The organism is Actinoplanes sp. NPDC026623, from assembly GCF_040638275.1.
In the GTDB taxonomy this organism is placed as follows: domain Bacteria; phylum Actinomycetota; class Actinomycetes; order Mycobacteriales; family Micromonosporaceae; genus Actinoplanes.
The window spans coordinates 41989-66863 of sequence record NZ_JBEZXZ010000001.1 but is presented as its reverse complement, the minus strand read 5'-3'; the positions used below and the strand labels follow the sequence as shown (position 1 = coordinate 66863).

At 71.7% G+C, this 24875-nt stretch carries 20 protein-coding genes and 1 pseudogene; 9 read left to right on the top strand and 12 right to left on the bottom strand.

Annotated elements, in window-relative coordinates; all coding sequences use genetic code 11:
* Positions 1 to 19: 19 nt before the first annotated feature.
* Positions 20 to 2185 (bottom strand): hypothetical protein, encoded by a 2166-nt coding sequence (locus AB0F10_RS00275; RefSeq protein WP_360619397.1) that lies wholly within the window; start codon positions 2183 to 2185, stop codon positions 20 to 22.
* A 165-nt stretch (positions 2186 to 2350) separates the two neighbouring features.
* Between AB0F10_RS00275 and AB0F10_RS00270 the strand changes: the two genes are divergently transcribed.
* Entirely contained in the window at positions 2351 to 3922 is a 1572-nt protein-coding gene (locus tag AB0F10_RS00270; protein WP_360619513.1) for an acyl-CoA carboxylase subunit beta, read from the top strand.
* A 245-nt stretch (positions 3923 to 4167) separates the two neighbouring features.
* Here AB0F10_RS00270 and AB0F10_RS00265 read toward each other — a convergent pair whose 3' ends face one another.
* The 3 genes and pseudogenes from AB0F10_RS00265 to AB0F10_RS00255 form a co-directional block, all read right to left on the bottom strand.
* Positions 4168 to 4908: a M50 family metallopeptidase gene (locus AB0F10_RS00265; RefSeq protein WP_360619396.1), complete on the bottom strand. Its 741-nt coding sequence runs from the start codon at positions 4906 to 4908 to the stop codon at positions 4168 to 4170.
* 299 nt (positions 4909 to 5207) lie between these two features.
* Entirely contained in the window at positions 5208 to 5444 is a 237-nt protein-coding gene (locus AB0F10_RS00260; protein WP_360619395.1) for a hypothetical protein, read from the bottom strand.
* 2285 nt (positions 5445 to 7729) lie between these two features.
* Positions 7730 to 9139 (bottom strand): annotated as a pseudogene (locus AB0F10_RS00255) (protein kinase); the annotation flags it as partial.
* Between the two features lie 100 nt (positions 9140 to 9239).
* Here AB0F10_RS00255 and AB0F10_RS00250 point away from each other — a divergent pair.
* The 6 genes from AB0F10_RS00250 to AB0F10_RS00225 all read left to right on the top strand — a co-directional run bounded on the left by AB0F10_RS00250 (position 9240) and on the right by AB0F10_RS00225 (position 14009).
* Positions 9240 to 9437 (top strand): acyl-CoA carboxylase subunit epsilon, encoded by a 198-nt coding sequence (locus AB0F10_RS00250; RefSeq protein WP_360619394.1) that lies wholly within the window; start codon positions 9240 to 9242, stop codon positions 9435 to 9437.
* A gap of 209 nt (positions 9438 to 9646) precedes the next feature.
* Positions 9647 to 10069 (top strand): hypothetical protein, encoded by a 423-nt coding sequence (locus tag AB0F10_RS00245; RefSeq protein WP_360619392.1) that lies wholly within the window; start codon positions 9647 to 9649, stop codon positions 10067 to 10069.
* On the top strand, positions 10069 to 11523 hold the full coding sequence (locus AB0F10_RS00240; RefSeq protein WP_360619390.1) for a hypothetical protein: 1455 nt from the start codon (positions 10069 to 10071) through the stop codon (positions 11521 to 11523). The genes AB0F10_RS00245 and AB0F10_RS00240 overlap by 1 nt, the downstream gene beginning before the upstream one ends.
* Positions 11520 to 12641 carry a type VII secretion-associated serine protease mycosin gene (gene mycP, locus AB0F10_RS00235; RefSeq protein WP_360619388.1) on the top strand — a complete coding sequence of 374 codons (1122 nt, stop codon included), beginning with the start codon at positions 11520 to 11522 and terminating at the stop codon, positions 12639 to 12641. Before AB0F10_RS00240 ends, mycP begins: the two co-directional genes overlap by 4 nt.
* Before the next feature lie 85 nt (positions 12642 to 12726).
* Positions 12727 to 13359 (top strand): nucleoside triphosphate pyrophosphatase, encoded by a 633-nt coding sequence (locus tag AB0F10_RS00230; protein WP_360619387.1) that lies wholly within the window; start codon positions 12727 to 12729, stop codon positions 13357 to 13359.
* On the top strand, positions 13356 to 14009 hold the full coding sequence (locus AB0F10_RS00225; protein ID WP_360619385.1) for an O-methyltransferase: 654 nt from the start codon (positions 13356 to 13358) through the stop codon (positions 14007 to 14009). The genes AB0F10_RS00230 and AB0F10_RS00225 overlap by 4 nt, the downstream gene beginning before the upstream one ends.
* Before the next feature lie 3 nt (positions 14010 to 14012).
* On the opposite strand, the gene AB0F10_RS00220 is transcribed toward AB0F10_RS00225, so the two are convergent.
* The 3 genes from AB0F10_RS00220 to AB0F10_RS00210 form a co-directional block, all read right to left on the bottom strand.
* Complete coding sequence (locus AB0F10_RS00220) at positions 14013 to 14768, bottom strand: ABC transporter permease (RefSeq protein ID WP_360619384.1); 756 nt, start codon at positions 14766 to 14768, stop codon at positions 14013 to 14015.
* 3 nt (positions 14769 to 14771) lie between these two features.
* On the bottom strand, positions 14772 to 15722 hold the full coding sequence (locus AB0F10_RS00215; RefSeq protein ID WP_360619383.1) for an ATP-binding cassette domain-containing protein: 951 nt from the start codon (positions 15720 to 15722) through the stop codon (positions 14772 to 14774).
* A gap of 87 nt (positions 15723 to 15809) precedes the next feature.
* Complete coding sequence (locus tag AB0F10_RS00210) at positions 15810 to 16409, bottom strand: PadR family transcriptional regulator (RefSeq protein ID WP_360619382.1); 600 nt, start codon at positions 16407 to 16409, stop codon at positions 15810 to 15812.
* 65 nt (positions 16410 to 16474) lie between these two features.
* On the opposite strand from AB0F10_RS00210, the gene AB0F10_RS00205 reads away from it, so the two are divergent.
* Entirely contained in the window at positions 16475 to 18217 is a 1743-nt protein-coding gene (locus AB0F10_RS00205) for a biotin carboxylase N-terminal domain-containing protein (RefSeq protein WP_360619380.1), read from the top strand.
* 13 nt (positions 18218 to 18230) lie between these two features.
* Here AB0F10_RS00205 and AB0F10_RS00200 read toward each other — a convergent pair whose 3' ends face one another.
* From AB0F10_RS00200 to AB0F10_RS00185, 4 genes are read right to left on the bottom strand one after another with little or no spacing between them, the layout of a single operon-like run.
* Positions 18231 to 18794 carry a TetR/AcrR family transcriptional regulator gene (locus tag AB0F10_RS00200; RefSeq protein WP_360619378.1) on the bottom strand — a complete coding sequence of 188 codons (564 nt, stop codon included), beginning with the start codon at positions 18792 to 18794 and terminating at the stop codon, positions 18231 to 18233.
* 32 nt (positions 18795 to 18826) lie between these two features.
* On the bottom strand, positions 18827 to 19708 hold the full coding sequence (locus AB0F10_RS00195) for a transglutaminase family protein (RefSeq protein WP_360619376.1): 882 nt from the start codon (positions 19706 to 19708) through the stop codon (positions 18827 to 18829).
* 54 nt (positions 19709 to 19762) lie between these two features.
* Complete coding sequence (locus AB0F10_RS00190) at positions 19763 to 20704, bottom strand: alpha-E domain-containing protein (RefSeq protein WP_360619374.1); 942 nt, start codon at positions 20702 to 20704, stop codon at positions 19763 to 19765.
* Positions 20698 to 22281 carry a circularly permuted type 2 ATP-grasp protein gene (locus AB0F10_RS00185; RefSeq protein ID WP_360619372.1) on the bottom strand — a complete coding sequence of 528 codons (1584 nt, stop codon included), beginning with the start codon at positions 22279 to 22281 and terminating at the stop codon, positions 20698 to 20700. The genes AB0F10_RS00190 and AB0F10_RS00185 overlap by 7 nt, the downstream gene beginning before the upstream one ends.
* Before the next feature lie 438 nt (positions 22282 to 22719).
* Here AB0F10_RS00185 and AB0F10_RS00180 point away from each other — a divergent pair, with 438 nt between their 5' ends.
* Positions 22720 to 23436 carry a DedA family protein gene (locus AB0F10_RS00180; protein ID WP_360619370.1) on the top strand — a complete coding sequence of 239 codons (717 nt, stop codon included), beginning with the start codon at positions 22720 to 22722 and terminating at the stop codon, positions 23434 to 23436.
* 34 nt (positions 23437 to 23470) lie between these two features.
* Here AB0F10_RS00180 and AB0F10_RS00175 read toward each other — a convergent pair whose 3' ends face one another.
* Positions 23471 to 24871, bottom strand: coding sequence for an NAD(P)H-quinone dehydrogenase (locus tag AB0F10_RS00175; RefSeq protein WP_360619368.1), 1401 nt, complete (start codon positions 24869 to 24871; stop codon positions 23471 to 23473).
* Positions 24872 to 24875 lie beyond the last annotated feature (4 nt).

Sequence of the window (24875 nt, the reverse complement as noted above, 5' to 3'; positions counted from 1 at the left end):
CTCGCCGGGCGGCCCGCCGTCAGTTGGGCTCCGCCGCGTGCCGGCTCACGTAGACGGTGCTGCGCGGCTCGGCCTGGGCGTTGCTGGCGCGCGGGCGGGGCCGCGGGCGGGCGTTCCGGGTCGCCTCGAGATCCAGCGCGGGCATGATCTGGGTCAGGCCCTCGGAGGCGGAGGCCGAACCGACGTTGCGCCGGCGCCGGATCACGGCGGCCGGACGGCGGACCCGGCGGGGCGCGGCCTCCTCGGCGGCCTGCCCCGGAGCCCAGGACAGGTCGGGCATGGCCGTGTCGGGCAGGTCGGACACCCGCCAGATCGGCTCGTCCAGGCTCTGGTTCACCGGCGCGGAGGCCGGCTGCGGCCACTCGGCGTCGTCGCGGCGCCCGTTGTCGTCCAGGAGCACTGCGCCGTGGCGGTCGGCGTTGACGGAAATCTGCCCGGCATCGTCGTGTTCCCCGGCCGCGACCGGCAGGCCGTTCCCGTCCCGCTCCGAGAGGGGACGGGGCGCCTCGACGCGGTCGTCCGGGCGCACCGGCGGCCACTGCGGCACGACCGGCGCCGGTTCCGGCTCGGCGTCCTCGGCGCCGGCCGCGGGCGCGTACAGGTGCGTCTCCGGCTGGGTCTCCGCCGGTTCGGGCCAGCCGTACTCCGGGTCGTAGCTGCCCTCCGGGACCGGCATCCAGTACTCGCCGGAGATCGGCTCCAGCTCCCCGCTGTACTCCGGCCGGCTCCAGGCCTCGGCCCGGTCGCCGTAGCCGCCGCCCCACTGCCGGCCCGTGGTCTCGGCGCCCGGCGCCGCGAAGCCACCGGAGGCGGCCTCGTCCACGGCGTCGAAGCCCGCGGACAGTGCGGGATCCTCCGGGCTCTGCGCCTGACCGGCCGGCCAGCCAAGGTCGCCGCCGTCCCGCTCGTGGCCCGCCCATTCGCCGCCGGACCAGTCGCCGGCGTGGCCGAGGTCGGCGCCGGGCCCGTCACCCGGAAGGCGGACGTCGGCGGCCAGTTCGTCGGGGACCGGGAAATGGTCGGCCAGGAAGCCGCCGGCCAGGTCGTAGGCGCCCTCGGCGTCGCCGTACCCGCCCTCGGCGCCGTCGTAGGTGCCCGCGGTGTCTTCGTAGGCGCCCGCCGCCTCGAGGTGGTGCAGTTCCAGGCTGTGCGAAACGGGCTCGTCGGCCACCCGGTCCAGTTCGGGATCGATGTCGAGTTCGGGCGCGCCCCCGCGCTCGGGGACCGCGTGCAGCCCGTCCAGGGGCAGCAGGTCCACGTCGGCCGGCCCGGCACCCGGGGGGATCAGGTCGAATCGCCCGGAGGAGGGCGCGTCGATGTCCTCGAGCGCGGCGAACCGCTGGAGCATGCCGCGCCCGCGGCCCAGTCCGGCGATGCCCTCGTCCATCGCCGGTTCCCGCCTGGCCTGCTCGACGGCCGGCAGGCCGGCCACGGCCGAGCCCCCGCCCAGCAACTCGGCGATCGGCGTGCCGGCCTCGGGCCACGGCGAGTCGAACGGCATCTCGATCCCTTCCTGTTGCATACCGAATGGCGCGGTGGCCCCGTCCCGCGCCGGGTCGTAGGCCTCGGCCCCGCCAGTGAATTCCGGTGCGGGGAGCGTGCCGGGCTCTTCGCCGGCCCGGTACGCGGCGTCCGAGGCGGGCCCGAGCGCGGCGGAGGTCGGCCAGAAGCGCCGCGATCCCGGGCCGGAATCCGCGTTCTCGCCAGGCGCGCCCGGCCTCACCGCGGGGTACGGCCCCTCCACGGGACCGGAGCCCGCCGCGGCTCCCAGCGGCGGTTCGGCGCCGGGCGTGGCGGGCGCGGCCTCGGAGCCGGCTGCGTCCGCACCGCCCGGCGCCGCCGGGCGCAGCGATCCGGGAGCGCGGCGGGTAGTGGTCCCGGCGGGCGGCGCGGCCGGCAGCTCGCCGGCGGTGCGCCCACGCCGGGCATTGCGGCCGGTGGCGGCAACCGCGTCCTCGACCCCGGCGCGCGGCGTCTCGCGCGTGGCCCGCCCACGCCGGGCCTTGCGGCCGGCCCCGGCGGCAACCGCGTCCCCGGCCTGGTCGGCGGCGGTATCCGCACCCGCCTTCGACCCGCGGCGCCGGGCCTCGCCCGCGCCGTTACCTGCTCTGCCGAAGAGTGCCCTGCGGAAAACGATGAGGGTGGTGATGCCACCGACGATCATCGCCACGCCGACGGGGGTCATCCATGTCGTCACGGGGGATGTAACGAATGGGGCATTGAGTGCGAAACGTGCGAACCGCCCAACCGCTTAACCCGGGCACCCCACCCGCCGCCCCGCGCCCTGGTTACGATCTCTGCGGCATGCGGGGCGAGCGGAGGACAGGGCATCGTGACGGCGCAACAGGACGTGACGCAGCAGGCTGACATCCACACCACGGCCGGCAAGCTCGCCGACCACGATCGGCGCACCGACGAGGCGGTGCACGCCGGCTCGGCGCGGGCGGTCGAGAAGCAACACGCCCGCGGCAAGCGCACCGCCCGCGAGCGCATCGCGATGCTGCTCGACGAGGGCTCATTCGTGGAGCTCGACGAGCTCGCCCGGCACCGCTCGACCGCGTTCGGCCTGGAGAAGAACCGGCCGTACGGCGACGGCGTGGTGACCGGCCACGGCACCGTCGAGGGCCGCCAGGTGTGCGTGTTCTCCCAGGACTTCACCGTGTTCGGCGGCTCGCTCGGCGAGGTCTTCGGCGAGAAGATCGTCAAGATCCTGGACCTGGCCATGAAGATCGGATGCCCGATCATCGGCATCAACGACTCCGGCGGCGCGCGCATCCAGGAGGGCGTCGTCGCGCTCGGCCTCTACGCCGACATCTTCTTCCGCAACGTCCGGGCCAGCGGCGTCATCCCGCAGATCTCCCTGATCATGGGCCCCTGCGCCGGCGGCGCGGTCTACTCCCCCGCGATCACCGACTTCACCGTGATGGTCGACCAGACCTCGCACATGTTCATCACCGGACCCGACGTCATCCGCACCGTCACCGGCGAGGACGTCGGCATGGAGGAACTCGGCGGCGCCCGCACGCACAACTCCCGCAGCGGCAACGCGCACTACCTCGCCAGCGACGAGGACGACGCGATCGACTACGTCCGCGCGCTGCTCTCCTACCTGCCCAGCAACAACCTGGACGAGCCGACCACCTTCGATCAGCCGGCCGACCTCGCACCGAGCGAGGTCGATCTCGCACTGGACACGCTGATCCCCGACTCGGCCAACCAGCCCTACGACATCAAGCGGGTCGTCGAGGCCGTCGTCGACGACTTCCTCGAGGTCCAGCCCCTGTACGCCCAGAACATCGTGATCGGCTTCGGCCGGGTCGAGGGCCGGCCGGCCGGCATCGTCGCGAACCAGCCGATGCACTTCGCCGGCACCCTCGACATCGCCGCGTCGGAGAAGGCGGCGCGCTTCGTGCGCACCTGCGACGCCTTCAACATCCCGGTGGTCACCTTCGTGGACGTGCCCGGCTTCCTGCCCGGCACCGGCCAGGAATGGGACGGCATCATCCGGCGCGGAGCCAAGCTCATCTACGCGTACGCAGAGGCGACCGTACCCAAGGTCACCGTGATCACCCGCAAGGCCTACGGCGGCGCGTACGACGTGATGGGGTCCAAGCACCTCGGCGCGGACATGAACTTCGCCTGGCCGACGGCGCAGATCGCGGTCATGGGCGCGCAGGGCGCGGTCAACATCCTCTACCGCGGCGAACTCGCGGCGGCCGAGGACCCGGCGGCGCTGCGTACCGAGCTGATCGACGAGTACGAGAACACGCTCGCGAACCCGTACATCGCGGCCGAGCGGGGGTACGTGGACGCCGTCATCAAGCCGTCGGAGACCCGGGTGCAGGTGACCCGCGCGCTACGGATGCTGCGCACCAAGCGCGAGACGCTGCCGCCGAAAAAGCACGGCAACATCCCGCTCTAAGCACTCCCAGGCGCCGCACCGTCCAGGCCCGCGCCATCCCGGCGGTGCCGTCGGGCGCGATGCCGCCGGGCGCGGTGCCATGCGCCGTCCGCCGTCCGCCGTCGAACTGGTCAGCCGGGCGCGATACCGTCCGGGCGATGCCGTCCGGGCGCGGTGCCATCTGCCGACCTGGTGCGACGCCGTCAGAGCGCGACGCCGTTCGGGCCTCGCGCCAGGGCGGGCCGCCGCGTCGGGCGGCGGTCGGATCAGAGGTTGGTACCCAGCTCGGGGAGCCACTGGCCGGCCAGCATGAAGCCGCCGATCACCAACGCGGCGAGATCGACCGCGAGGAAGACGCCGACCCAGAAGATCGCGGGCACGTGCGTCACCCCGGCCAACTGGTCCGCATCGGACTCCGGCATCCTGCCGCGGCCGCGCAGCTTCTGCAGTTCGAAGACCGGGCGCACGCCGCCGATCAGCAGGAACCACACCCCCACGTACGCGAAGGCCGCCTGGGTCTGGGGGGACCCGTACCAGGAGACAGCGAACACGATCGCCCCGGTGACCAGCACGGAGACCACGCCGAACACGTTTCGGATGTTGATCAGCATGAGCAGCAGCAGGACCACCACCACCCAGAGCAGCAACATGATCCGGTTGCCGCCGAGCAGCCAGGCGCCGCCGAGGCCGACCAGCGACGGCGCGATATAGCCCGCCAGCAAGGTGAACATCATGCCCGGACCGGTCGGCCGACCGGCCGAGAGCGTGAGCCCCGACGTATCGAACTCCAGCCGGATCCCCCGCAGCTTGCGCCCCGTGAGCAGCGCGACGAGCGCGTGGCCACCCTCGTGGGCGATGGTTATCGCATTGCGCGCGACCCGCCACAGCGGCCGGACCGAGACCACGGCGAGCGCTATCACCGCCGTCACCAGCACGAGCAGGCCGGACGGGTCCGGCTGGGCCCCGAACAGGTTGTCCCAGAGTTCACTTACCGAGTCGATCGACACAGCCCGCGAGCGTAGTCGATCAGCGCTGGTCTGGACCTGTCCGGTCGGTCACCGCGGACCTGGACACCCATCCGCGGCCGCCTCCGATGCCTTGAACGCACGGTGAACGAGTGGACGGGCGCGGGCAGCGCCGGACGCTGGGCCCGGCCCAACATGACCTCGCACCGTCCGCGGCCGCCGGCCTCGCAGCGCCCCGCACGCGGCGCTGAAGCTTCAGCACACGGCCATGGTCGTGGATCCCATGTCGGGGGTGTCGCCGATGTGCACGAGGGCCAGTTGTCTTCAAGACCTGTGGGGTGTCAGCCGTTCCCGCCGGCCATGCGTGCGCCCGCTACCCGGAGCCCGCCGTTTCCGTCCCTGGTCGCCGAATGGGCGCGGCGCACGGCCGGCTCACGCAGCAGCGGCGCGCGGTGCTGCAGCATCCGGACGCCGGCGACGACCGCGCACAGCAGCGTCGTCGCGGCGACGGCCAGCAGTACAGCAACGGTGCCGACAGCCGCCACCAGGAGCGCGGCATCGGCGATCGCGACGAGCATCCACAAGGCGATCGTGGGCCTACGGCCGTGTCGTCGAATCATCATGCACCTCCATCCGTGGTGACCGATGACTACCCGCTCATCCGTTCACTCACACCCGGAGATCACGACTTCGGCTTGAACCCCTGGTAGATGAGCCGCAAATCCTTCAGGCCGTCCTGCCAGTCGTCGGGCGAGGTGTACCAGGAGATCCCGTACGCCTGCTTGCCCGCCTTGGTGATGACACCGCGCTTGACGGCGTGCTGCGGGTTGCCGCCCGACGTGGTGTACGTGAACTCCCAGTCGGCGGCCTTCACGAAGTAGTCGACCGGCACGATCTTGATCCGCCCGTAGTTGCGGTAGGCCCGCCCGCGCCGATCCCGCTCCTGGGTCTTCCAGTCTGCGACCGGATCCGGCTTCGGCTGATCGGTCTGGTCGATGATCAGCAGCCGGTTGTTCTTCCGGAAGTAGACCTCGCTGCCCTGGTGCGTGATGTTCACGCCGTCCGGCACCGGCACGGAGAAGCCGGTGCTGTCGACGTAGCGGTACCAGCCCTTCGGAATCGCCACCGCGCCCGGGGCCTGCGGCGCGGCCGAAGTAGGCGGCGCGGCCGAGGTAGGCGGCGCCGTCGCGGACGTCGACGGCTGCCCGGTCGTGACGGCCGGGGGCGCCGGCGCGGTGGAGGCGGACGGCTTCGTCGCGCTGGCGGCGGGCGCGCCCCCGCCCTGGCGGTCCTTGTCCTTCGCCTGGTCGTCCCCGTTGCCGCCGAAGGCCATCGGGATCAGAACGACCAAGGCCAGCAGTACGGCGACGAGCATGCCGATCCCGATCGCCGTCTGCCGGCGGGTGAGCGTGGTGCCGAAGACCGTCACGCCGCGGGCACCGGTGGACTCCGGCACGCGGAAGTTCATCGGCTGCCAGGCGGGACGGCTCGGCTGCCCGAGACCCGCAACGCCGGATACCGGTTGCTCGGCGCCCGAGGAGTTGCCGGCCACCGCCGGAACCGCGGGAACCGCGCCGACGCGGGTGGCGGCGAGGGCGGGCTTGCGCTCGGCCGGGGTCTTCTGGGGGCGCTTGGCCGTGCCGGAGCGAGGCTTCGGGGCGTCCGGGTCGGTGACCGGCTTGATGATGCGGGTGCGGTCCGGGCCGGCGGCGGTGCCGCCCCTGCGGTCTCCGGCGGGCTTCGCCGCCTCCGGCTTCGCCGCGTCGGTACCGCCTGCCGGGGCCTCGGCCTCGGCGGCCGGCGCGTCTTCGCCGGCCAGGTCGTCGCCGGCCAGGTCGTCGCTGTCGGCGACGTCCGGATTGGGTGTGGCGTCGACGGCAGTGGCGTCGTCGGCCGGGGTGACGTCGGCCGGGGTGACGTCGGCCGGGACGTCTTCGACCGGGGTGACGTCGTCGCTCTCGCCGCTGTCGGCGGCCTGGGTGGCGAGAACGGCCGCTCCGGCCTCGTGCGCACCCTCAGGAGCCTCTTCGGACGCCGGTGGCGCCGGTGTGGCCTGCGCCGGCTTTCCTGCGGCGGCGTTGGCCGTCGAGGCCTTTGCGGTGCGGCCTCGGCCGCTCTTGCGCGCGGCCTTGGCCCGCTTTGCGGCGGGTGCGCCTTCCTCTGCCTGGTCGGCAGCGGCCGCCTCGGCCGGGCCGGACCTTTCCGGGTCCGCTGCCGGCGTCGTCCCGGCGGCGGCCTCGACGTCCGTGCTCCCTGCGGTCTGGTCCGCGTCCGTAGACGCCGTGCCGTCGACGGTCTGGTCCGTGTCCGTCGCTGCAGTGCCCTCGACGGGCTGGTCCGCATCCGTCGCTGCCGCGCCTTCGACGGGCTGGTCAGCGTCCGTCGCTGCCGCGCCCTCGACGGGCTGGTCCGTGTCCGTCGCTGTCGTGCCGTCGACCGTCGCGTCGGAGTCCGCGCCCGTAGACGCCGCTGCCGCCTCGTCGGTGGTCGTGGCGACGCTCGGCTCGGTCGCGGGCGCCTGGGACGGCCTCGGGCCGAACGGCTGGTGGGTTCCCTTCGGCGCGCCGGCGTCGGCGCCCGGCTCCGCCGTGCCCGAACCGCTGGTCGCCGTGTCGACCGCCGGCGCGGCCTGCTCGTTCGTGCCAGCGGCGTCCGGCGCGGTGGCGTCCGGATTCTCCGCAGCGGTCGCAGCCGCCGCGGTCGAGTCAGAGACGGTCGAGTCAGAGATGGTCGAGCCGGACCCGGGCGAGCCAGAGACCGTCGAGCCGGATCCGGGCGAGCCAGAGACCGTCGAGCCGGACCCGGGCGAGCCAGAGACCGTCGAACCGGACCCGGGCGCGCCGGGCGCTGCCGGGGGCAGGGTCGGCTGCGGTGCCGCCGTCGCGGGGAGGTCGGCCACCGTGGACGCCGCCGCTGCCGCGCGAGGCGCCGGCGTGGCGGGCCGCTGGGACTCCGGGGCGGGCGGGGCGTTCGGCGGCGTGGGGGCGGCCGGCACTTCCGTTCGACCCGTGAAGCGCTTGCGGGCGGCGGCGACCTCGTCGGCGGTGAAGGACCCCGGAGCGGAGCCCGACCCGCGCATCGTCGCGTCCGCGGCGGTGCCCCGCGCAGCCGACGCCGACGCCGGTGGGGGCGGGGACGATGCTGGGCGCGTACGGGATCGGTCCGGGTTTTCGATCCGGGTGGCATCCAGGGCGGGCGGCTTCGCGGCATCGACCCGGGTCGGGGCCGGCTGGCCGACCGAGGCCTTGCCCGGCGCGAAGATCGGCGGGCGGCCGCCCGAGGCCGGGTCGGCCGGCGGGCGCGCCGGGGAGAACGGCGGGCGCGGGCCGGGCACCACGGGCGCGGAGGCCGACACGCCGGGCACGACCGGTGGGGTGGCGCCGGCCGGCGGACGTTCGCGGCCCGCACCCGGGCGGCGCATCGTCGGGCTCATCGGGAAACTCAGCCTCGACTTGCGGCCGGTGGCCCGCAGCAGCAACCGCTCGGCCTCCTCCGCGTTGATGCGGTGAGCCGGATCCTTGCGCAGCAGGCCGTTGAGCACCGGCTTGAGCGGCCCGGCGTTGCGGGCCGGCGGCGGGTTCTCGGTGGCGAGCGCGGCCAGCGTGGCGATCGCGGACGGCCGCGCGAACGGCGACGCGCCCTCGACGGCGGCGTATAGCGTCGCGCCGAGCGACCACAGGTCGGCGCCGGGCCCGGCCGAGCCGTCCCGGGCGCGCTCGGGAGCGATGTAGGCCGGGGAGCCCAGCACGAGGCCGGTGCGGGTCACGTTGGGGTCGCCCGGCACGGTGGCGAGCCCGAAGTCGGTCAGCACGACCCGGTCGTCGTCACCGATGAGCACATTGCCCGGTTTCACGTCCCGGTGGACGACGCCGGCGCGATGCGCGGCCCGCAGGGCGTTGAGCACGCCGAGCCCGATCTCCGCGGCGCGGACCGGGTTAAAAGGTCCATCGGACGCCAAAATGTCCTGCAGCGAACGGGACGGCACATACTCCATGACGATCCACGGGTCAGCGTCGGTGCGCAGGACGTCGAAGACGCGGACCACGTTGACGTTGTTGAGCCGGGCGATCGCGCGAGCCTCACGCAGCGAACGCTCGCGCATCTCCCGCCGCTCGTCGGGCGTCAGCCCGGGCGGCGGGACCAGCTCCTTGATGGCGACCTCGCGGTGCAGGACGACGTCGGTCGCCCGCCAGACGCGACCCATCCCGCCCTGACCGAGCGGCGCAACAAGCCGGTAGCGGTCAGCGACAACAAGCGGGGGGGAAGTAGACATCACGCAGAAAATACCCGGTCATGTCGAGCCGCAGCGAATCGATCAGCCGAGTGTGGGACGCGTGTCACCGCGAACCACCCGCCCGCCGTACCCTTGATCAATGGATGAGGAACCGCTGGTCAACGTCGTCCGGGGCACGCCGACCCCGGAAGAGCTCGCCGCACTGGTATGCGTCGTGGCCGGCCTGTCCACCAGCACGGATTCACATTCACGGCGTCCGGAGATGTCCGCCTGGACGAGAAGCGCCCGCCCAGCCGCAGGTGGGACGTCCTGGAGAGGGTCGGCACTGCCCCGCTAGACATCGACGGGTCTCGGTCGCGTTGCGACCGAGCTTTTCAAGCTGGCCCGGGCGGCACCGCCCGGCAGAGATCGACGGCCCGGACACCTCTGGCCGCGGCCAGGTTGAAAATTGCTCACCGTCCATAGCCCTGAGTAGGGGCTGCACGGGCAAGCAGTGACGGACTACTCTCGCGGGAGATTTCGCACTCTCGGGGGAGGGCTGGGCAAATGCCTGTAGACAACGAACCACCGTCATGGATCGACAACTTCGGCTCGATCGAGACCGACATCCAGGCGATGGAAGAGTTCGCCGCGACCCTGGCCCACGAGGTCGAGACCGGATACCAGCCGCACCTCGAGCAGGTCACGGCGATCATGCTGACCAAGGTCCCGGAGGCCAACCCGGAGTTCGCCGAGTTGCAGAGCTTCCTTCAGTACCACCACGAGGTCCAGCAGCAGACCTTCTCGAATACGTTCAACTTCTCCGCGGGGACACGTCACTTCGCCTCCGCCGCCCAGGAGATCAGCGATGAATATCAGGGCAGCGACGCATATGCGAACGCGAAGGTGAAAGACGTGGATCGGGCGTTCACGGTCACCGATCCGAGCTTCAGCATCGGCAGCGAGGGCGGAACGAAGGAGGGACGCTGATGTTGATCGCTGACGGTGGTGGCGGCTACGGCGGCACGGACTGGAACTCCAAGGACGTCCGATACATGTGGGCGATGGTCGCCAACCAGGAGACCGACACCCACTTCGACGTCGTCGAGGGCTGGCGTAAGACGGCTGACCTGACCTCTACTCATATCGGGCAGGTCACTCAATACCGCGATAATCTCGCAAGCGTCTGGCCGCCGTCGAAGAGTGCCGCGTCGGCCGCCTATATCGAGCGGCTCAACAAATTGATCGCGGATCTGCAGACCACCCATGATGCCGCCTCCGCGAACTACACCGCCTTCTCCACCGTGACGCTCACGCTGAGCCTGGCCCGGACGAAGCTGAAGCCGATTCTCGAGCAGTTCGAGGCGAACCAGCAGCTCAACCTGGACTGGCAGGCCAAGAAGGACGCCACTCCGGCACCGACACCCAAGGCGACCGGCACGCCATCTCCGACTCCGTCTCCATCTCCTTCTCCGTCGCCCATCGCACCGGTTCCACCGGTATCGGCGGCGCAGCAGGAGCGCCTGAACAATCAGGCCCGCGTCATCATGTACGACCTGAGCAGCACCGTCATCAGCGGTCAGGCGGCTCTTCAGAAGCCAAAGGCCTACGATCCTTCGGACTTGACAGGCCACACCGAGGATGGCAGCAAAAAGGGAAACGGCGAGGGCACCGGTTTTCCAGTCCCCCCGGTGATCCCCGCGCCGGGAAGCGGCAGCGGTGCTGTTTCGGCGTCCCACACATCCACCGGCACGGCTCAGGCATCCGTCCCGGTTCCGCCGGCAACCACACCGATCGGCTCGCCGCCCGGCGGCGTTATCGGCGGAGGACCGGTCCTTGGCGGGTTGGGACCTACTCCGGTCGCCAATCCGCCGACATCCACCCTTCCACCGACGCCTTCTCCCCTCCCGACGCCGGGACCCAACCCGCCGGCCCTGACTCCGGGACTCATCACGCCAGCAGGTGGCCTTGGCACCCAACCGCCCAGCGGGTTGTTCCCTGGCGGGAAGCAGATCCCTGCCGTCGGCCTGATCAAGCCGGGTATGGGCGGCGGACCCGGCGGACGCATCGCGATGCCCTCTGGCGGCGTCATCGGTGCCACACCCGGCAGCGGACTGATCGGGCAGATGCCCGGCGGAAGTCCCGGGCAGTCGCGTCCCGGCGCCGCTGGACGTGTGAACCCGGTCGGCGGCGTGATCGGCCAGCAGGGCTCCGGCCAGCAGGGTGCACGTGGTGGCGCAGGACGCGCGGGGTCCGCTGGCCACTACGGACAGATGGCCGGTCAACCGGGCCGCGCGCGCGGTCGCCGCGAGGGAGAAGGCGATCAGAATCGCTGGGATCCGGATAACCCGTGGGTGACCGAAGAGGGCGTCGATCCGGTCGTCTCACCTCCGGAGGACCCGGGTCCCATCGATCCGGGCCCCGCCATCGGCTACCCACGATGACCCGACGGCTCATCGCGGTACTCGCGGCGGCGCTGGCCGGAGCCGGCGCCGCCTTGTACGGCAGCCCGGCCTCGGCCGATCAATACCGCAACCAGCAATGGCATCTCGACTATCTGAATGTCGCTGAAGCCCACCGGATCAGCACCGGCAAGGGCGTCACAGTCGCGGTAATAGACTCCGGAGTCTCAAAGCATCCAGACCTCGCCGGGAGCGTCCTTAAAGGGACGGACTTCGTGAAGCCCGGAGGAGACGGAACAATAGATCTGGATGGGCACGGAACCAACATGGCCGGATTGATTGCCGCTCATGGAAAGAATGGCAATGGTGCGCTCGGGATTGCCCCGGATGCGAAAATCCTTCCGATCCGGATCCTTGGTTCAGGGCATGCAAAGGTAGACTTCGCGCCCGCGCTACAGTATGCGATCTCTCACGGCGCCAAGGTCGTTAATCTTTCAGTCGGCGGTTCAGTAACGCCTGCCATTATCAATGCAATAGAAGCAGCGAAGAGTTCTGACGTGGTCATCGTCGCCGCTGCCGGAAACAGACCTGACGATGTCGGAGTGGCGGCACCGGCCTTCCTCGACGGTATCGTCGCGGTCGGCGCTGTGGACAAAAAGGGAAACAAGGCGGAAATTTCGGTCACCGGCCCGGCAATGGACCTCGCGGCGCCCGGCGAAGACATGACGAGCACCAGCAACAAGGGTCTCTACAGCGTCGGCACACAGGGGACTTCAGGCGCTGCCGCCATTGTCTCCGGTGCTGCCGCGCTGCTGCGCAGCAAATATCCGAACATGAGCGCAGACGAAGTCGTCCAGCGGCTCGAAGCGACCGCCACCGACAAGGGCGCGCCCGGCGTCGACCCCGTTTACGGCCACGGCATCGTCAACCTCGTCGCCGCTCTGTCAGCCACCGACATACCCGCTTCGAGCGGGCAACCCAGCACCCCGGCAACCTCGCAGGATGCAGCGACGCCTCCCACCTCCCAGGCCGCGCCCGGGGCCTCGACGTCAAGCAGCAGCACGCCACTGCTGTTCGGCGGCCTCGCGGTGGCAGTCCTGGTAGCCGGCCTGGTCGCCGTCTTCGCCCTGCGCCGCAAACAGTCGCCCGACCCGCGCTAAGGCAACCCTTTCGGGGACGGCCTCCCCGCAAAACGCGGGGCCCGCCGCCCCGGCGGCGCCCCGACCACTTGTAGCGTTGGTCTTCGTGCAGACCGACAACGCCCCGCGCCTGGTGCTCGCCTCCGCGAGCCCCGCCCGGCGGGCCCTCCTCCACGCCGCCGGCATCGACGTGGAGGTCCTCGTCAGCGGCGTGGACGAGTCCACAGTCGAGGCGGCCGACGCCCACGAACTTTGCCTTTCCCTGGCCCGGCTGAAGGCGCGCGCCGTCGCCGCGACCCTCCCCGGCGATCCCGGCGTGCTCGTTCTCGGCTGCGACTCGGTCCTGGCCTTCGACGGCGAGATCCTCGGGAAGCCGCACACGCCCGCCGAGGCCGTCCGGCGGTGGCGTGCCATGCGTGGCCGTTCCGGCGTGCTGCACACCGGCCACCATCTGACCGATCTCACCACCGGCAAGCAGGCCGAGGACGTCGGCGCCACCGTCGTGCACTTCGCGGATCTCACCGACGAGGAGATCGAGGCGTATGTCGCCTCCGGCGAGCCCCTGCATGTCGCGGGCGCGTTCACCATCGACGGCAAGGGCGGCGCGTTCGTCGAGCGGATCGAGGGGGACGCCGGCAATGTCATCGGCCTTTCCCTGCCCCTGCTGCGCCGGCTGCTGATGACCTTCGGCGTGACGGTTCCCCAGCTCTGGCGCACCGAGCGGAAAGAGGACGCATGACCTACAAGGGGCTCTCAGTCACCGCGGAGCTGCACGAGTATCTGCTGAGCCGCAGCACCCCGCCCGATGAGATCACCGCCGATCTCATCGCCGAGACCCGGGCCGTGCTGCCCGGGGACGCGGTCATGCAGGTCGCGCCCGAGCAGGCCGCCTTCCTGCGCCTGTTGACCGGGCTCATCGGCGTACGGAATGCGGTTGAGGTCGGGACCTTCACCGGGCTCTCGTCCCTGTCCATCGCGCGGGGTCTCGCCGACGGCGGCCGTCTCACCTGCTTCGACATCTCGGAGGAGTTCACCGGCATCGCCCGCCGGTACTGGAAGCGGGCCGGCGTCGACGACCGGGTCGAGCTGAGGATCGGCCCGGCCGCCGAGCGCCTTCGGGAGCTGCCGGCCGAGCCGCACCTCGATCTGGTCTTCATCGACGCCGACAAGGGCGGCTACCCGTCGTACTGGAACGAGCTCGTTCCGAGGGTGCGGCCGGGCGGCGTCCTGCTCGTCGACAACGTCCTGTGGTCCGGGGAGGTCGTGGATCCGCGGGACGAGAACGGCCGGGCCGTCGCCGCGTTCAACGACGTAGCTCGCGACGACGACCGGGTCGAGCTGGTCATTCTGCCCATCGCCGACGGTTTGACGATGGCCCGGCGCAGGTAGCGGTCAGCGCACGCTGCGGGCGAACAGCCGCGCCGCCCAGGTCAGGGCGAGCCCGGCGAGCACGGCCATGATGGCCAGTCCCTGCCAGACCTCGGGGGCGCCCAGGTCGCCGACGAACAGTGACCGCACGCCGTTGACCGCCCAGGAGAACGGGTTCCAGTCCGCGATGCCCTGCAGCCAGCCGGGTGCGAAGGTAAGCGGCAGCAGGATCCCGGACAGCAGCAGGACGGGCTGGGCGACCGTGTTCATCATCGGCGCCAGCACGTCCTCGCTCTTGACCGCGAGCGCCACCCCGTAGGACAGCGCCGAGGTCATCAGCGAGATCAGGGCCAGCATCAGGAACGCCAGCAGCAGGTAGCCGATGAATACGCGCAGGTCGAACAGGAGCGCGAGCAGCGTGATGATGACCGCCTGGGCCAGCAGCGAGACGGTGTCGCGCAGGGACCGGCCCAGCAGCAGCGCGAACCGGCTGACCGGGGTGACCCGGGAGCGCTCGATCACGCCCGCGCGCAGTTCGGCGATCAGGCCGAAGCCCTGGAACAGCCCGCCGAAGATGGCCAGCAGGACCAGCAGGCCGGGCACGAAGATCTCGTACGCCTCGGCGTTGGACCGCACCCCGAGCGCCGGCTTGAGCAGCGGGGCGAACAGCAGCAGGTACATGACCGGCTGGAAGACGCCGACCAGGATCCAGACGGGGTTTCTCAGCAGGAGTTGCATCTGCCGCTGGAAGATCAGTGAGGTGTCGCGCAGCAGCTTCATGGCTCAGCTCTCCCGCAGGGATCGGCCGGTCTTGGTCAGGAAAACGTCGTCGAGGCTGGGCCGGTGCAGCTCGATCGACTCGAGCTGCACGGACGCGCCGTCCAGCGCGCGCAGGATCAACGGGATGGCGGTCGCGCCCTCGTCCACGTAGAGCCGCACGCTGTCGTCCTGGGTCTCGAGCTTGTTGACGAAGTCGGCCGAGCCGAGGGCCTCGGCGGCCCGCGCGGGCATGGGCACCCCGACGGTCACGATGTCGCCCGAGATCTCCCGCTTGAGGGCGTCCGGCGTGCCGGAGGCGACGATCTCGCCGTTGTCCATGATGGAGATCCGGTCGCAGAGCGCGTCGGCCTCGTCCAGGTAGTGCGTGGTGATGAACACGGTCATGCCCTCGTCGCGCAGGCGGCGCACCTCGTCCCACATGTGCGCCCGGCTCTGCGGGTCGAGGCCGGTGGTCGGCTCGTCGAGGAAGACGACCTTCGGCTCGTGGATGATGCCGAGCGCGATGTCGACCCGGCGGCGCTGGCCGCCGGAGTACGTCTTGCATCTGCGGTCCGCGTACCCGCTGAGCTGGAAGCCGTCCAGGACGCGGGCGGCACGGGCGAGCGCGTCGGACTTCGAGATGCCGTAGAGGCGTGCCTGCAGCACCAGCTCCTCGCGGGCGGTCGAGTCGTCCCAGGTGCTGCCGCCCTGCGCCACGTAGCCGATGCGGCGCCGGACCTCGCCGGGGTTCTTGCGCAGGTCGGCGCCGGCGATGACGGCATCGCCGCCGTCCGGCTCGATGAGCGTGGCGAGCATCCGCAGCGTCGTGGTCTTGCCGGCGCCGTTCGGGCCGAGGAAGCCGAAGATCTCGCCCTCTTCCACCCGCAGGTCGACGCCGCGGACGGCCTCGACGGTTTTCTTCTCCCGACCCTGGCGGGATGTGAAGGACTTCCGCAGCCCCCGCGTTTCGATCATGGTGCTCCCCAGTCCCGGGCGGACGGATGCCCGCCACCGGTCGAGGGCAGCGTAGGACGGGCGATGTCGGTAGTCAAACTTGATTAATCAGAGGTCTTCCCAGCCGCTCGGCGGCGCGCCCTTCGCCGCGGAGCTCGCCGGCAGGTACGACGCGCCCGACTCGATCAGCTCCGCGATCCGCCCGCACCAGCGGATCTCCGCCTCCGAGCGCTCGATGGACAGCTCCCACATCCAGGTCACGAACGGCGGCTTGTTCTGCGCCCAGTCGGCGCTGATCGCGGCCCGCAGCTGCTCGATGCCGGCGCCCAGCTGCGTCGCCCTGTTCCGCAGCGCCGCGGCGGCCTCCGGGCGCGGCATGGCCGGCAGGAACGAGAACGCGGCCATGAACGGGTCCGGCGGCATCGCGATCGACCACCAGTTGCCGCGCAGCAGCGAGGTGAACTCCGCGGCGCCCTTCTCGGTGATCTCGTAGGTGGTCCGGGCCGGCCGGGCGCCCACCTGCTCGGTGGCCACCTCGCGCAGCAGCTCCTCGTCGGTCAGCTTGCGCAGGGCGTGATAGATCGAGCCGGGCTGGACGTTGGCCCACTTGTCGGCGCTCCAGCTGAGCAGCTCGCGGCGCACGTCGTAGCCGTGCACGGGCTGCATCCATTGGACCAGTCCGAGGATCATCATGCGGGTCGCCGACATATCTCACAGCGTAATAGGCAAACTTGACTGAGAAACTTGCCGGTAACTGACGATAAGCTCACTGCGTGCGCAAGGTATTGATCGCCAATCGCGGCGAGATCGCCGTTCGAGTCATCCGGGCCTGCAGAGACGCGGGCCTGGCCAGCGTCGCCGTCTACGCGGACGCCGATCGCGACGGGCTGCATGCGCGGCTCGCCGACGAGGCCTACGCGCTCGGGGGCGATACCGCGGCGGATACCTATCTGCGCATCGACAAGCTACTGGACGTCGCCGCCCGCAGTGGCGCCGACGCCGTGCACCCCGGCTACGGCTTCCTGTCGGAGAACGCCGGCTTCGCTCAGGCCGTACAGGATGCGGGTTTGATCTGGATCGGCCCGACGCCGGCCGCGATCCGCGACCTGGGCGACAAGGTCACCGCCCGGCACATCGCGCAGCGCGCCGGCGCCCCGCTGGTGCCGGGCACGGCCGAGCCGGCCAGGAACGCCGACGAGATCGTCGCGTTCGCGGTCGAGCACGGCCTGCCCGTCGCGATCAAGGCGGCGTTCGGCGGCGGCGGACGCGGCCTCAAGGTCGCCCGCACGCTGGGCGAGATCCCCGCGCTGTTCGAGTCGGCGACGCGCGAGGCGATCGCGGCGTTCGGCCGCGGCGAGTGCTTCGTCGAGCGCTACCTGGACCGCCCCCGGCACGTCGAGGCCCAGGTCCTGGCCGACACGCACGGCAACGTGATCGTCGTCGGCACCCGCGACTGCTCGCTGCAGCGCCGCCACCAGAAGCTCGTCGAGGAGGCGCCGGCGCCGTTCCTCAGCGACGACCAGCGCGCCCGCATCCACTCGAGCGCCAAGGCGATCTGCCGCGAGGCGGGTTACCACGGCGCCGGCACTGTCGAATACCTCGTCGGCCAGGACGGCACCATCTCGTTCCTCGAGGTCAACACGCGGCTCCAGGTCGAGCACCCGGTCAGCGAGGAGACCGCGGGCATCGACCTGGTGCGCGAGCAGTTCCGCATCGCCGACGGCGGCGTGCTCGCGATCACCGAGGACCCGGCGCCGCGCGGCCACTCGATCGAGTTCCGGATCAACGGCGAGGACGCGGGCCGCGGCTTCCTGCCGGCACCGGGCCAGGTCACGGCCCTGACCTGGCCGGCCGGGCCGGGCGTGCGGGTGGACACCGGCATCGAGGCGGGCAGCGTGATCGGCGGCAACTTCGACTCGCTGCTGGCGAAGATCATCGTGACCGGCGCCGACCGCACCGAGGCCCTCGAGCGCGCGCGCCGCGTGCTGGACGAGACGGTCATCGAGGGCATGGCGACGGTCCTGCCGTTCCACCGCCTCGTCGTGCGCGACCCCGCGTTCGTCGACTTCACCGTCCACACCCGCTGGATCGAGACGGAATGGCAGGGCGGCGTCGAGGCCTTCACGCCGGCCGGGGCCCCGGCCGCCGAGGAGCCGGAGCGCCAGACCGTCGTGGTCGAGGTCAGCGGCAAGCGCCTGGAGGTGCGCCTCCCGGCAAACCTCACATCCGGTACGCGCACCGTCAACCCAGCCCGCCCCCAGCCCCGCCGTTCGGGGTCCGTGAAGCAGGCGGCGGGCGGCGGCGCGGCCGCGCTGGCCGCGCCGATGCAGGGGACGATCGTCAAGGTCGCCGCCCAGGACGGTGACCTGGTCGCGGAGGGCGACGTGATCGTGGTCGTCGAGGCGATGAAGATGGAGCAGCCGCTGCAGGCACACCGTGCGGGCACGGTCTCGGGCCTGTCGGTGGAGGTCGGCGCCACCGTCACCGCCGGCGCCGTGATCTGCGAGATCGCCTGAACCCTCGGGCGCGCTAGGTCCGGCCGCCCAGCCGGCGCAGGACGGCGCGGGCCGCCTCGTCCGGCGCCTCGTCGTTGCGCGGCAGCGCGCCGCTGAGCCACAGCGTCGCGAAGCCGTGCGCCAGCGACCACGCGGCCAGCCCGGCCTCCCGCACCGTCGCACCGTCCCCGCGCAGATCCGCCACCCCGGAGTAGAGCGCGTCGCCGGCCCGCTCCCGCGCGGCGATCAGCGCCGGATCGTCGGCGTGATAGAGGTCCGGGCGCCACATCACCTCGAAGTGCGCGGGGTGCGTCGTCGCGTACCGGACGTAGGTGACGCCGAGTTCCAGGAAGCTGTCCGTCGTCGCGCGGGTCTCGGCCAGCGCCTGCGCCAACTGCGTGAAACCCTCGGTCGCCAGGGCCGTGAGCAGGCCGAGCTTGTCGCCGAAGTGGTGCGCCGGCGCCGCGTGCGAGACGCCCGCCCGGCGGGCCAGGTCGCGCAGGCTCAGCGCCGCCGGCCCGCTCTCGGCGATCGCCTCCGCCGCCGCGACGAGCAGGGCCCGGCGCAGGTCGCCGTGGTGGTACCGCTCCTTCGCCATGCCGCCAGCGTATCTTTACATCGACAAGATGATCAGCGGAGCCGGGTGATCGTCACCTCGACGCCCTGGCCGGTGCTCTGCGGGCCGGCGTAGACGCCCTTCAGCGGCGGCACGTCGCCGTACTCGCGGCCCCGGCCGACCACGACGTGGCGTTCGCCGACCGGCACCCCGTTGGTCGGGTCGAAAGCCGTCCAGCGGCCCACCCACCACTCGACCCACGCATGGCTCTGGCCGACCACGCTGTCGCCGATCGCCGCCGCCGGTGACGGGTGCAGGTAGCCCGACACGTACCGGGCCGGCAGCCCCATCTCCCGCAGCAGGCCGACCGTCAGGTGGCTGATGTCCTGGCAGACGCCCTTGCGCTGCGCCCACGCGTGCAGCGCGTCGCTCTGCACGCCGGTCGCGCCCGGCTGATAGGTGACCTCGCCGCGGACGAACTCGCACACGGCGAGCGCCGCGGCATGCGGCGTCGCGTGCGCGCCCCGGATGTCCGCCGCGATGCCGGCGAGCTCCCCGTCCACGCCCGTCCGCTTGGTCGCGAGCAGAAGTTCGTACCAGCGGTCCACGTTCTCCGGCATCGCGAGCACCTCCCAGCCGGCGCCCTCGCCCTGCTCGATCAGGTCGCCCGGCGGCAGGGTCTCCACCGTGGACGTCGCCGTCACCGTGAGGGCCTCGTGCTTCGCGTGCACGTCGAAGGCCGTGACGACCGTGCCCCAGTAGTCCTCGTAGCGGTACGTGCGGGCCGGCGGCCACACCTCCACGCGCGCGTCCAGCACCGCCTGGTGGCTCTCGTTGCGCGGCCACATCCGGGCCTCGTTGTAGGACGACGACACCGGCCCGGCGTAGTCGAAGCCGCTCTTGTGCTGAATCTTCAGCCGCCAGCTGTCCACCAGCGGGCCACCCCGGTCACTCATGCGGTGCCTCCCTCCGGCATGCGCACCCGGCCCTCGCTGCGCTCGGTGCGTCGCTCATGCCCCGACCGCCCCGCGCACCCAGTTGACCGCCGTGGTCTGGCGGAAATAGCGCCGCGACACCGCGTCGTTCACCTGGGAACACGTCTTCTCCAGGCTGGCCAGCACCGGCGCCAGGTCGTCGATCAGCTCGTCCGCGCCACGGAACTCCAGGTTGGTGCGGGCCCGGCCGACGATCCGCTGCGCGTCCGTCGCCACGCCCGCCCGGCCCGGGTCCGGCTCCAGGTCGGCGAGGCAGGCCTCGGCCGTGGAGAGCGCCGCGAAGACCGAGCGGGGAAAGAGCCGGTCCAGCAGCAGGAACTCCGCCGCGTGGCGATCATCCAAGGATCCACGGTACGTGCGCAGAAACGTCTCCCAAGCCCCGCTGGACCGCAGCAGCGTCAGCCACGAGGGAATGCTCCCGCCGGCCCGTTCGTGGGTACGCAGCAGCCGGGCCGTCATGTCCACCCGCTCGACGCTGCGGCCCAGCACCAGGAACAGCCAGCCCTCGTCGCGGCTCATGGTGGCGTCGGTCAGCCCCGCCATCACCGCACACCGCTCGCGCACCCAGCGGAAGAACGAGTGCACCCCCTGCTGCTCGACCCGGCGCCGGGCGTTGGGCAGGCCGTGCCAGGTCGAGTTGAGGCACTCCCACATCTCCGAGGAGACCGTCTCCCGGGCACCCCGGGCGTTCTCCCGGGCCGCCGCCAGCGCGCCGACCACCGAACTCGGGCTGCGCTCGTCGAGACCGAGCAGGCCGACCACCCGGGCCGCGGTGAACGGCTGGTCCTCGGCCGCCATGCCCATGACCCCGAGCAGGGAGCGGCACGCATGGTCCTCGCTCGTCCACGGGTCGGCGAGGATGCGCTGCAGGTGCACGTCGAGGATGCGGGCGGTGTCCTCGGCCCGCTCGACGTACCGGCCGATCCAGTAGAGCGACTCGGCGATCCGGCTCAGCATCGCGGCCCTCCCTGCTGCTGCTGTTGCTGCTGCTGTTGCTGGGACTCGCCCATGACCCCGCCCGGTCCCGGCTCCGGGCTGCCGGCCGCCGGCAGCGGGGCCGGGTCGGCGGACAGGTGCGGCACCTCGACGGGCGACGTGTCGCCGGCGTCGGCGAGCACCCAGGTGTCCTTGGACCCGCCGCCCTGGCTGGAGTTCACGACCAGGGCGCCCTCGGGCAGCGCGACCCGGGTGAGCCCGCCGGGCAGCACCCAGATCTTGTCGCCGTCGTTGACCGCGAACGGCCGCAGGTCGACGTGGCGCCCGCGCAGCCGGTTGCCGATGAGCGTCGGCACCATGGAGAGCTTCACCTCGCGCTGGGCGACCCAGCCGCGCGGATCGGCGACGATCTTCTCGCGCACCGCGGCGAGCTCGGCCTCGGTGGCCTGCGAGCCGATCACGATGCCCGCGCCGCCGGCGCCGTCGACCGGCTTGAGCACCAGCTCACCGATGCGGGCCAGCACGTGGTCGAGCACGCCGGGCTCGTCCAGCCGGTAGGTGTCCACGTTGGGCAGCAGCGGCTCCTCGTCGAGGTAGTACCGGATGAGGTCCGGCACGTACGTGTAGAGGAGCTTGTCGTCGGCGACGCCGTTGCCGACCGCGTTGGCGATGGTGACCCGGCCCGCCCGGGCGGCGTTGAGCAGCCCGGCCACGCCGATCACCGAGTCGGCCCGGAAGTGCACCGGGTCGAGGAACTCGTCGTCGATGCGCCGGTAGATGACGTCGACGCGCTGCTCGCCCGCGGTGGTCCGCATCGCCACGTCGTTGCCGACGCAGACCAGATCGCGGCCCTCGACCAGCTCGACGCCCATCTCGCGGGCGATCAGCGCGTGCTCGAAGTACGCGGAGTTGTACACGCCGGGGCTGAGCACCACGACGGTCGGATTGCCGACGCCGACGGGCGCGGCGGCACGCAGCGCGCGCAGCAGCATCGCCGGATAGGCCTCGACCGGCCGGATCTTGGTGGCGGCGAAGACCTCCGGCAGCACCTGCGCCATCGCCCGCCGGTTCTCCATGACGTAGCTGACCCCGGACGGGATCCGCACGTTGTCCTCGAGCACCCGGAAGGTGCCCTGCTCGTCGCGGATCAGGTCGACGCCGGCCACGTGGATGCGGACGCCGTTGGGCGGGTTGATGCCCGCCGCGGCGCGCAGGAAGTGTGCGCTGGTGGCGATGATGCGCCGGGGGACCACGCCGTCCGCGAGCACCTGGCCGGCGCCGTACACGTCGGCGAGGAAGGCTTCGAGGGCGCGGATGCGCTGCGCGACGCCGAACTCGACCTTGCGCCATTCCGCGGCGGCGATGATCCGGGGCACGATGTCCAGCGGGAACGGGCGCTCGACTCCTTTGAGGGCAAACGTGATGCCCTGGTCCAGGAAGGCCCGAGCCAGCACCTCGGCACGAACGCCCAGCTCAGCGCTCGACAGCGGCTGCAGCGTTGCGTGCAGCGCCTCGTAGCTTTCCCGAGGCATGCCGAGCTCGCTGAACATCTCGTCCCAGCCGGGGCCGAGGCGGTACTCCTCGAAAAGATCCGCCATGGCCTGACCCTAGGGGCAACTCGTTGCGCGTTGGTAACAGTGGCCACGGCCAATTCACGAGGTGGTGGGCCCGCCGGGCCGCCGGCATGAGGCGGGCCGCCGGCACGGGACCTACCGACGGCCCGGGCGCAACACACCCGGCACGAGGCCGGACGGGCGCCGCTCGCCCGAGACACCGAGAACGGGGGACCCGGCGTATCGGGGACTGGCCCCCACGGTACGCGTGCGAGGCCGCCACCAGAAGCGCCCGATCCAGGTCTACCCGGTCAGGGACCGCCGCGGCCCGCGTCGAGGGCCCACGCGAAAACGGCTCGACACGTACCGTGTCGGGCATCACCGTTAGGTGGGCCTGATCGGGGGCGCATTCTGTACTCAGCTCATTCTCAGGGGCGCCCACGGACAATGCCGTGTGCCCTGGAGCCGCGAGGTGGCTAGCCGATGACCGATTTGCTGACCGCGATGGCGACGCCGGCCTGGGCGTACCTTGCCCTTTTCGGGTTCCTCGCGGTCGATGCGATGATCCCGGTGGTGCCGACCCAGGCCATCATGATCACGTCGGGCGCGCTCACCGTGTACGGCAACCTGAGCCTGCCGCTGGTCATCGCGGTCGGGGCGCTGGGCATGTTCACCGGCGACTCCGTCGCCTTCGTGCTGGGCCGGACGGCCGGCCAGTCCGGCGGCCACTGGTTCAGCAGCCGGCTGAGCGCCCTGCGGCAGCGCTTCGCGCCCAGGAACGAGCAGGCCGACAAGCCGGAGTCGAAGACGAAACGCGCGGCCGAGCGGTTCACCCGCGGCCTGCGCCGGCCGGGCCCCCTGGTGCTGCTGCTCTGCCGCTTCGTGCCGGGCGGCCGGATGGCGGCCGGCTACCACGCCGGGCGCAGCGGCTACCCGATCAAGCTCTTCGTGATCTACGACGGCGCCGCGGCGCTGGGCTGGGCCATGTACGGCGGCCTGGTCGGGCACATCGGCGGCACCGCGGTGACCCAGTCGGCGTGGCGGCTGTTCGCCATCGCCGCCACGGCCGCGGTCATCTTCGGCACCGCAGGCTGGATCCTGGCCCTGTTCGGCGGGGGCAAGGAGGCCGAAGCCCTGCGCGATGACCTCGGGGCGAGCGGCGACGAGAGCCCCGGCGACCAGCCGGCCCGGGTTCGCTAGCCCCGGGCCCGGCCGGTCGCCGGGCCGTCCGTCGCTACTGGAGCTCGTGCAGCATCAACTGGCGGGCCGCCTCGGCGATCGAGCCGGACAGCGACGGGTAGATGGTGATCGTGTGGGCCAGGTGGTCCACCGTCAGGTTGTTCTCGATCGCCATCGTGATCGGCAGGATGAGCTCGCTCGCCTTCGGCGCGACGACCACCCCGCCGACGATCTGGCCCGTCGCCGGGCGGCAGAAGAGCTTGACGAAGCCGTCGTGCAGGCCGGCCATCTTCGCCCGGGCGTTGCCGGTCAGCGGCAGCATGACCTGGCGGGCGGGCACCTTGCCGGCGTCGACGTCGTTCTGCGAGACGCCGACCGTCGCCAGCTCCGGGTCGGTGAAGACGTTCGCGGAGACCGTGCGCAGCCGCAGCGGCGCGACGGCCTCGCCCATCGCGTGCCAGATCGCGATCCGGCCCTGCATGGCGGCGACGCTGGCCAGCGGCAGCACGCCGGTGCAGTCGCCGGCGCCGTAGATGCCCGGCACGTTGGTGCGCGACACCCGGTCGACGTTCACGTAGCCGCCGTTCGCCACGTCGACGCCGTACTCGCGCAGGCCCAGGTCGGCGGTGTTGGGCACCGCGCCGACGGCCATCAGGGCGTGCGAGCCCTCGACCTTGCGGCCGTCGGAGAGCGTGACCAGCACCCCGTCGCCGGTGTTGACGACCGAGTCGGCGCGGGACTGGTTGAGTATCGTCATGCCGCGCTCGCGGAAGACCCGCTCGATGGCCATCGCGGCGTCGGCGTCCTCGTGCGGCATGACCCGCTCGCGGCTCGACACCAGCGTGACCCGGATCCCCATGGCCAGATAGGCGCTGGCGAACTCGGCGCCGGTGACGCCGGAGCCGATCACCACCAGGTGCGAGGGCAGCTCGTCCAGGTCGTAGACCTGCCGCCAGTCGAGGATGCGCTCGCCGTCGGGCACGGCGGTGGGCAGGACCCGCGGGGTCGCGCCGGTCGCGATCAGCACGGTCGCGGCGTCGAGCGCGTACGCCGCGCCGCCCGCGGGAGTGATCAGGACCTGGTGGGTGTGACCGAGCGTGTCCTCCCCGAGCCGCGCGCGGCCGGTGACGACGTCCACCCCCGCCTTGATCAGCTTGGTCTGGATGTCACCGGACTGGGCCAGCGCGAGCTGCTTGACCCGGTCGTTGACGGCCTTGGCGTCGACCGTCACGCCCTCGAGGCCCGCCGAGCGGATACCGAAGCGCTCGTTGTGCCGGTAGCCGGTGACCACCTCCGAGCTGGCGATGAAGGTCTTCGAGGGGACGCAGTCGGAGAGCACACAGGCGCCGCCGGCCCCGTCGGCCTCGACGAGGGTGACGTCCGCGTCGAGTTGTGCGGCGACCAGCGCCGCCTCGTACCCGCCGGGCCCACCGCCGATGATCACGATCCGGCTCAAGATA